General features: G+C 68.3%; 5 protein-coding genes and 2 pseudogenes. 1 reads left to right on the top strand and 6 read right to left on the bottom strand.

The features are described 5' to 3' along the window. Positions 1 to 1,514, bottom strand: a 1,514-nt coding sequence (locus tag ABZ656_RS54315; RefSeq protein ID WP_360279635.1) for an FAD-dependent oxidoreductase, incomplete at its 3' end; no start/stop codon positions are given. Positions 1,515 to 1,854: 340 nt separating this feature from the next. Beyond that, on the bottom strand, positions 1,855 to 2,901 hold the full coding sequence (locus ABZ656_RS54310) for a lytic polysaccharide monooxygenase (protein ID WP_101408642.1): 1,047 nt from the start codon (positions 2,899 to 2,901) through the stop codon (positions 1,855 to 1,857). Positions 2,902 to 3,259: 358 nt separating this feature from the next. Between ABZ656_RS54310 and ABZ656_RS54305 the strand changes: the two are divergent. Continuing rightward, a pseudogene (locus ABZ656_RS54305) lies at positions 3,260 to 3,414 on the top strand (site-specific integrase); the annotation flags it as partial. 76 nt (positions 3,415 to 3,490) lie between these two features. Here ABZ656_RS54305 and ABZ656_RS54300 read toward each other — a convergent pair. The 4 genes and pseudogenes from ABZ656_RS54300 to ABZ656_RS54285 form a co-directional block, all read right to left on the bottom strand. Further along, positions 3,491 to 3,775, bottom strand: a pseudogene (locus ABZ656_RS54300) (IS6 family transposase); the annotation flags it as partial. 157 nt (positions 3,776 to 3,932) lie between these two features. Further along, positions 3,933 to 4,715 (bottom strand): alpha/beta fold hydrolase, encoded by a 783-nt coding sequence (locus ABZ656_RS54295; protein WP_360279632.1) that lies wholly within the window; start codon positions 4,713 to 4,715, stop codon positions 3,933 to 3,935. A gap of 116 nt (positions 4,716 to 4,831) precedes the next feature. Next, on the bottom strand, positions 4,832 to 5,044 hold the full coding sequence (locus ABZ656_RS54290; protein WP_101408640.1) for an MbtH family protein: 213 nt from the start codon (positions 5,042 to 5,044) through the stop codon (positions 4,832 to 4,834). A gap of 743 nt (positions 5,045 to 5,787) precedes the next feature. Continuing rightward, a partial coding sequence (locus tag ABZ656_RS54285) for an amino acid adenylation domain-containing protein (protein WP_360279628.1) occupies positions 5,788 to 8,036 on the bottom strand: 2,249 nt, incomplete at its 5' end.

Raw genomic sequence — 8,036 nt, 5'->3', positions numbered from 1 at the left:
GCGTACTGGCCGAGTCCGGCCTGCGCTCGCACCTGCCCGCCGGGCGCCTCGGCGGCGCGGACGTCGTGGTCGCGGCCGACCAGGAGTTCCATCCGGTCCCAGTCGGCCCAGCCACCGAGCTGGTGGGGCACCTTGTGCCAGGCGATGGTGACCCCCAGGTCCTGGGGCACGGTGGTCTTCTCCAGGAACTCCCGGTGCAGCTGTGCCGCGCCGTCCCGGGCCAGGGCCAGCCGGTCGCCCGGTGCGAGCTTGCCCATGTCCTCGGCGTGTTCGCCGAAGTTGTACGCCCCGGTGAGGGTGCCCGTCTTGGAGAAGTAGTCGTTGGACGGGTACCAGAACTGGGTGATGGGGTGGTCGGTCCAGCTGATGCCGCCGTAGATCTGGTTGTGGTCGTCCTCCCAGAACCGCCGGTTGGCCTGCCAGCCGACCTTGCACGTCGGTGCGAAATCCACCGCTTGAACGGCGTTCTCGAACTCCGTGGAGAAGCCGGTCAGCGTGAGCTGCTTCAGCACCGGGAGCGGGATGTTGCTCACGCAGTAGTCGGCCGTCGCCGTCAGTTCCTGTCCGCCGGAGCGGTAGGTGACGCTGACTGCTTCGCCGGTCAGGTCGACCGAGGTGACGTCGGCCTTGAGCTCGACGGTCACTTCGTACTCGGAGGTGATCCGTTCGGTGAGAGCCGTGACGATCTTGTCCATGCCGCCGACCGGCTGGAACATCGTGGCCTGCCACAGATAGTCCACCGGCTGGTAGAACCGGTGCTTCCAGAACTCCGAGGCGACCAGATCGGCCAGGGGCAGCGGGGGCGCGGGCTGGGGGAAGGCGTGGACGTCGAGGGGCTCGCTGTAGCCGGAGCGGGTGGAGCCGTGGTACTCGCCTTCCTCGTCCAGGTCGCCGAACCTGCGTAGTAGGTCCTTCAGCGGGCCGGTGTACTCGTCGTTCCCGGTCAGGGCGGCGGTCAGGAGCGCGGCGAGGTGGCCGCGGGTGTCGTTGGCGATGCGGCGGTTGCGCCAGGGCCGGCCGGGTGGGGTGTGTCCCGCACGGTGCAGGACGTTCGCCGTGGTCTCCATGATGTATGGCTCCAGCGCCACCCCGAGATCGGTGCAGTACCTGAGGACACGGCGGTGGTGGTACGGAATGCGGCCGGGGCCGAGGTTGAGGTACAGGCCCTTGTCGAAGGCGCAGGTGTGGGTCAGCACCGGGCTGTCGCCCTCACCGTCGAGTTCGTACAGCTTGTCACCCTTGCGGGCGGTGCGGTTGCGGCCTCCGGTGCGGGGCTGGGGCTCCAGGACCGTGCACCGGTAACCGAGCCTGCCCAGCTCGTAGGCGGCGGTGAGTCCGCCGATGCCTGCACCGAGGATCAGTACCGACGGCTCCTCGCCGGCCGGCGCACGTGGGGTGGCGGCGAAGTCCGGCGCGGTGCCTTCGCCGGAGCTCAGCGGGCCGGCGAGGCCGGACATGGCCTGGTAGAGCGACTGCGCGGATGCGGAAGGGGCGGCGGACGTGCGTGTACTCATGGCTCACCTCTCGGGGCGGGCGGGATGATGCGGCTCCCGGGCACGCGAGGCGCCAGCAGCCTGCGGTGGCCAAGCTCGGCGGCTGGGCGTGGCCGTGGGACAGCTCCGGAGGGACATGAGCCCGGGCGCTTGGGTGTGCCGTGCGATCTTCGGGTGCGGCCTGCTCAAAGTGACCTTCTCGGGTTCTGGCGGGCGGACGCGGCCGTCCGGGCGAGCGCGCGGAACGGGAGTTGACTCCCGGCCGGCGTACGCCCGCGACCGCCGGCCGGCGTCGGACCACCTTCAGGCCCCTCTCCGGCCGGTCGGACCGGACGTTGCGCTGGGCGGGGGCAGAGGGGGGTTAGTGGAATTCGACGTCGGAGACGCTGACGAAGAACTCGCCCTTGAAATCGTGTCCGGCGTCGCCGCCACCCCAGATGTTGACGATGGCATGCCGTCCCCGCCGGGACGCCAGTGCCTGGGTCGTGTAGCTCAGCTCCTGGTCGGAGTGTGTGCCGCTGCCGTGGTACTCGACCATGAAGGGCGTCGGCTCCAGCACGGCCCAGGAGATGCCCTGAGCCGGGTCCCAGCCCTCTTTGGTGATGAACCACTGGTGTGTCCACTTCGGGCCCATGTGGTTCTGCCGGTAGTTGTAGGTGAAGGTGTGCTCGCCGTCGACGGCTTCCAGGGTGCTGGTCGGCCAGTCACCCAGGCCGTCCCCGCCGGCCAGGTCCAGGCCCTTGAACGCGGGATTCGCAGCCGACGCCACGTCCGCGCCCCGGAAGAACTTCCGGTACTCCAGGTACCCGCGGCCCTCGTTCCATGGCGGGTTGCTGGCCGTGCCAGGAGGTACGACTTCCTGCCAGGTGGTGGAGGTGTTCAGCCGACGCGCTTCCTGACAGATCGGCGCACCGTCCTCGTCACGGATCGCCCGGATCGCCCGGCTGACCGGGAACTCCAGGCTCCCGTGACGCTCCCGGCCGTCTTCCGCGCGCTCCTCGGTGCGGGCGGGGACGTGCACGTTGTAGGGCTTGGACGTGGACGTGTCTACGGTGAGCTCGTCCGTGAACGGCCCCCACGAGCCGTCCGCGTGCCGGGCCCGGATCTTCACCCGCACCTCGCGGGCCGGGGCCTCACCCAGGCACACCCAGTGCCGGTTCGCCGACTGCCAGTGCGGATACCAGGTCGCCCAGTACAGGTCCACTGTCTGGGCCAGCCGTGCGTCCACCCACACCTCGTAATGGTGCGGGTAGTCCGGGCGTCCGTTGTTCCAGTCGGGCGGCTCTGTGGTGCCCTGGTCGGGGGCGTTCGCGCCGATCCGCCAGGTGAGAGAGATGCCCTCAAGCTTGACATCACCGTCGTCGCGGTAGGTCGCCTCGGCGCGCAAGTCCTCCGGGTGAGGCTGCATCTGGGTGCTCCTTCAGTCGCACAGAATGGGCGGTTCAGCGCGACAATGCCGCATTGAACCACCCCAAATGTCACTACTTACTGTATTTACGCATATGCGTACTGCAAGTGCGGCGATTCGAAGACGCAGACAGCTGCCACCAGGCACGTACTAGAGGTGTGCGGTCTTCCGTCCCGGACCCACAGCATCTGAGCGGCGTACAGCGCGCCCACAGCGGCGGCCAGGGCACCCGGCGCAGTGCAGTGTCCGGCAAGCGGTGTTGCGGATGCTCCAAACGAGGCACGGCTGCGACCTTCGAATCGCAGCTGGGTTTCGGATCCGCCTGCGATCCGGCATCGGCTGAGAGACTCCAGCACGGAAATTGAGCGGGCAGGCACGGGCCCCACTGGACGAGCGCACTGCCGTACGCGGACCCGGGACGGGCTGGGATCTGCACGAGTACCGTCACTCCGCCCTGACCCACCTCGGCAAGCAAGGGCGTCGCTGTCGATGCTGATGGCGAAGCCCCGGCACGGCGTTGTCACGTTGTCGGTGTCTGGATGTCTGACGGTGCGTCGAGACGTGGCGCAGCCGGGTTCCGACGTGCTGCTCAGGCCGTGGTGGGCTGGCCGGCATCGCCGGTGATGTGCTCCCAGATCGCGAAGCAGATGGTCATCTCGGCTCGATATTCGGGGGCAGTCATCAGATGGCGGCGGGGCCGGAAATGGGGTGAGGTGCCGCTCAACGCGGACAGGAACCGCTGGACTGCGCCGACACTGCGGAAGCCCTTCATGGCCCGTTCGCGCTGCCGGGTGGGCTGGTCGCTGTTCTCGGCCCGGTTGTTCAGGCCTTTGTGGGGGCGGTGTTCGACCGACAGCATCTGCTCCCGGTGGGCGGTGCCGTAGCAGTCTCAATGACGGAGCCAAGCCGATTGCGTGACCAGTGGGGCGGAGGCGAAGACCCGGTTGTCGCTCAGGAGCGCCCACAGCAGGGTCTGTCAAACGAGCGGTCTACAGTCCCGCCGGACAGGCGAAGCCCGGCGGTCATTGCGGCTACCTGCTGAGAGCGGACGCGACGGTGGTGAGGACGGGCCGGGCCGACTCGTGGGTGAGGAAGAAGTGCCCGCCGGAGAAGGTGTACTGGGAGAAGCATCCGTTGCTGACGTCGGCCCAGCGCGCCAGGTCTGCGGGTGTGTGGTCGTCGTCGTCCGCTCCGGCGAGAACGGTGAGCGGACAGCTGAGCAGCGGACCGGTGGGTGGGGCGGCGCGGAAGCTCTCGCAGAGGGTGTAGTCGGCTCGTAGGATCGGCAGCAGGAGGTCCAGCAGTTCGGGATTTTCGAGTACCTCCGTGGTGGTGCCGCCCATCGCGCGCAGGTCCGCGACGAGTTCCACGTCGCTCCAGCGCCCGCGCCCCGCTTTCAATGGCGGGCTGCCGGGGCCGCTGCAGCCGCTGAGCAGGAGGTGCTCCGGGACCGGATCGCCCATCCGGGCGGCAGTCAGGGCGAGGCCGTAGGCGAGGAGCGCCCCCATGCTGTGGCCGAAGAGCGCGTAGGGGAGCGGGCCGAGTGCGGTCCGGACGCCGGCGTACACCGCTTCGACGGCGTCGTGGTAGTCCGTCATGAGCGGCTCGGCGAACCGGTTTTCGCGGCCCGGCAGGTGGATGGCCAGCGCCTCGACGTCCTCAGGCAGGCCCGTGGCCCACGTGCGGTAGAAGTGCGGGCCTGCGCCGGCCGGGGGGATGCAGAGAAGCCGTAGCCGGGGGTGAGTGCTGCGGGTCAGGGGCCGCAGCCACGGGTTGGTGGTGAGGGCGACGGAGGACGGAATGCTTGTCGTCATTGGGTGATGGGACCTCAGGGTGGCGGGAGGGCCTGCCGCGTGGGCCCGGGACGGTGCTCCGGGCCCACGGACATGGTGCCGCAGGTGGTACAGATGTGATGGCCTAAACCGGCTGCTCAGCCCTCGGCCATGGCGGCGACAAGGCTGGCGGGGCGCATGTCGGTCCAGTTGGCTTCGACGTAGTCGAGGCATGCCTGGCGTCCGTCGGGACCGTGGACGGTGATCCAGCCCGCCGGGACCTCGGCGAAGGCAGGCCACAGCGAGTGCTGGTTCTCCTCATTGACGAGTACCAGGTAGGTACCGTCCGCGTCCTCGAAGGGGTTGGCCATGGACGTGGTTCCTCTCTTGACGGTGGTCGGGCGCGTCGCAGCGTCCCGTCCACGATGCGGCCCACGTCGGCGGGCGCTGACGTGGTGGTCGGGTCGTGGGCCATGCCCACGGCAGCGGGTTCACCGCGTGTCGCTCGCGGTACGCGCTCCGCGCCCGGGGCGGGCGTGTCCACGGTCCGACCGTGATCGATTCTGGCGCACGGAACACCGCTCTGGGATGACCTGGGGGTGAATGCCGCGAGCAGCGTTCAGCGAAGGCTGCCGCGGTGTTTCCGGCCGAGGCCACGACGAGGGTGCCGGCCTGCTCCGGGAGTCGGCCGGGCACGGTTGCGGCCTCCGGCTCCTGAACGAACAGGTCGTCAGGTCGGCTCCCCACTCCGGCCAGTAGCCGTTGAAGGCGATCCACGGATCCAGCACGCCGAGAATAGCGCCGAGTCGTCCGGCGCACCGGACGACGGTACGGCCGGTGTGCGGGAGGCTTCGGCGCACCGGGAGCCAGCGGTGGTAACGGTAGACGCCGGGGGCACGTTCATCCGGTGCGAAAGCCGGATCCCGGTACTCGGTGTGCGGCAGCGCGGGGCCCCGCAGGGTGGGACAGCCCAGGGCCGTCCCGTCGTTCTCGTATCGCTCACCGTATGCGCTGCGGACGAGCCGGAAATGGGCAACGTCGGTCGCCGGCAGGGGGTCAATGGGCATGGCAAACGGTCACCTTGGCATCGGAGTGGTCATCGGGCAGCCGGGTGTTACACATTGCGTTCGGACCTCGGCCGCAGAGCGGGCCGCTCCCTCTTGCGTTCTCCCAGCACCTTCGCGAGCTGAGCGGGGACAGGGTTGTGGAAGAACATGCGCAGAGTGATCTCGACGTTGAGTTCGGCCCGGATGCGGTTGATGAGCCGGGTGGCCAGCAGTGAATGGCCGCCGAGCTCGAAGAAATTGTCGTCGGGTCCCACGTCGGGAAGACCGAGGACTTCGGCGAACAGGCCGCAGAGCATCTTCTCCTTCTCGTTCTCCGGCTTGCGGCCGTTTCCTGCCATGACGGTCGGTGCGGGGAGTGCGCGGCGGTCGAGTTTGCCGTTCGGTGTCACCGGCAGACGGTCCACTACCACGAGCGCCGACGGGATCATGTAGTCCGGCAGCACCGCCGCGATCTCGGCCTTCACCACCGCGACCAGACCAGCACCTGCATCAGCGGTCCGACCGTCGGCTGGGACCACATAGCCGACCAGGCGTTTGTCACCCGGGATGTCCTCACGCACCACCACCGCCGCTTGGTCCACACCCGCATGAGCCACCAGCGCCGCCTCGACCTCCCCCAACTCGATCCGGAAACCCCGAACCTTGACCTGATCATCCGTACGTCCCAAGCACTCCAGCACACCATCCACGGTCCACCGCACCACATCACCCGTGCGATACATCCGCTCCCCGGCAGCACCAAACGGATCGGCGACGAACCGCTCAGCCGTCAACCCCGCACGACCCAGGTAACCACGTGCCAACTGCACACCGGCCAGGTACAACTCACCCCCGACACCCGGCGCCACGGGAGACAAGAAGGCGTCGAGAACATACGCCCGCATGTTCCACATCGGACGCCCCACAGGAATAGCGCCTTGCCGGATGTCGTCCCCGGCCATGAAATGGTGATCGAGGGAGCCGACGGTCGCCTCGGTGGGGCCGTAGTGGTTGACAATCGCCAAGAGCGGGTGCTTCTTGCGCAGTTGCTCAATGTGTGTGCTGTGAAGCGGTTCCCCGCCGAGCATGAGTTGCCGAGTGGGGAGGTTGAGTCCGTCGTCGGCCAAGTCCAGGAAGGGGAGGTGGCTGGGTGTCGCCTTGAGGAACGCCGCCCGGGACCCGGTGGGCATAGTGAGCGCCTTCGTGCCGCTCGGCGCAAGCTGAAGACAGCCACCTGCAGCGAGAGCGCCGTAGAACCCGGTCACTCCGCCGTCGAAGGAGACGGACAAGTGGACAAGGGTACTCTCGGCGAGACCCGGGTAGACCTCCCGAGCTCGCAGCACATAGTTCACCAATCCGCGGTGCGGCACCACGACACCCTTGGGGCGGCCCGTGGACCCCGAGGTGTAGATGACGTAAGCAGGGTGGTCAGGCAGGAGAACCGTCGTTCGCTCACGGGCAGAGATCGTGGTCTCCGGCAGGTTGGCGAGGTGCGTGATGACAGCCGGGTCGTCAAGGACCACGGTACGGAGAGGGAGGGCGAAATCCGGACGCGACGGGCCGTCGGTGAGAAGGACGGTCGGCTGCGCGTCGCGGAGGATGTACGCAACGCGGTCGGCCGGATACTCCGGATCGATGGGCACATAGGTTGCGCCGCTCTTCAGGACCGCCAACATCGCCACGACCATGTCGGGCGATCGTTGCAGCAGAACGCCCACCACGTCCTCCGGCCCGGTTCCCGACGACACGAGCAACCGAGCGAGACGGTTGGCACGGGCGTGCAGTTCGCGGTAGGTGAGACACACGCCGTCGGCGTCGATCAGCGCCCGCGCTTCCGGCGTGCGCGCCGACTGCTCGTCGAGCACCTCGGTGAGGGTGATGGCCGATACGACACGCGTGGTCGCGTTCCACTCCCTGAGGACTCTGTGCCGCTCCACCGCGTCCATCACCTCGACCTCGCGCACCCGGACGTCGGGATCGGCAGCCAGCGTGCCGAGAACACGAGTGAAACGGTCGGCGAGCGACTCCGCGGTGGCCGCGTCGAACAAGTCAGTGGCGTATGTCAGTGTGCCTGTGACGCCCGCGGCTGCGCCGTCGCTGTCGAACGTCTCCGTGAGATCGACCGCGAGATCGAACTTCGCAGCCCGCGCGCCGGTGCGCATCGGTTGTACGACGACACCAGGCAGGTCGAGTGCTGGACGCGCGTTGTTCTGCAGCGTCAACATGACCTGGAAGAGCGGGTGCCTGGCCATCGAGCGTACCGGTGAGAGGTCTTCCACCAGTCGCTCGAAGGGCACGTCCTGGTGCGCGAACGCGC

Origin of the sequence: Streptomyces sp. NPDC007095 (genome assembly GCF_040634475.1) — a bacterium.
In the GTDB taxonomy this organism is placed as follows: Bacteria; Actinomycetota; Actinomycetes; order Streptomycetales; family Streptomycetaceae; genus Streptomyces.
The sequence above is the reverse complement of the archived record's forward strand: the minus strand, read 5'-3'. Positions and strand labels throughout refer to the sequence as shown.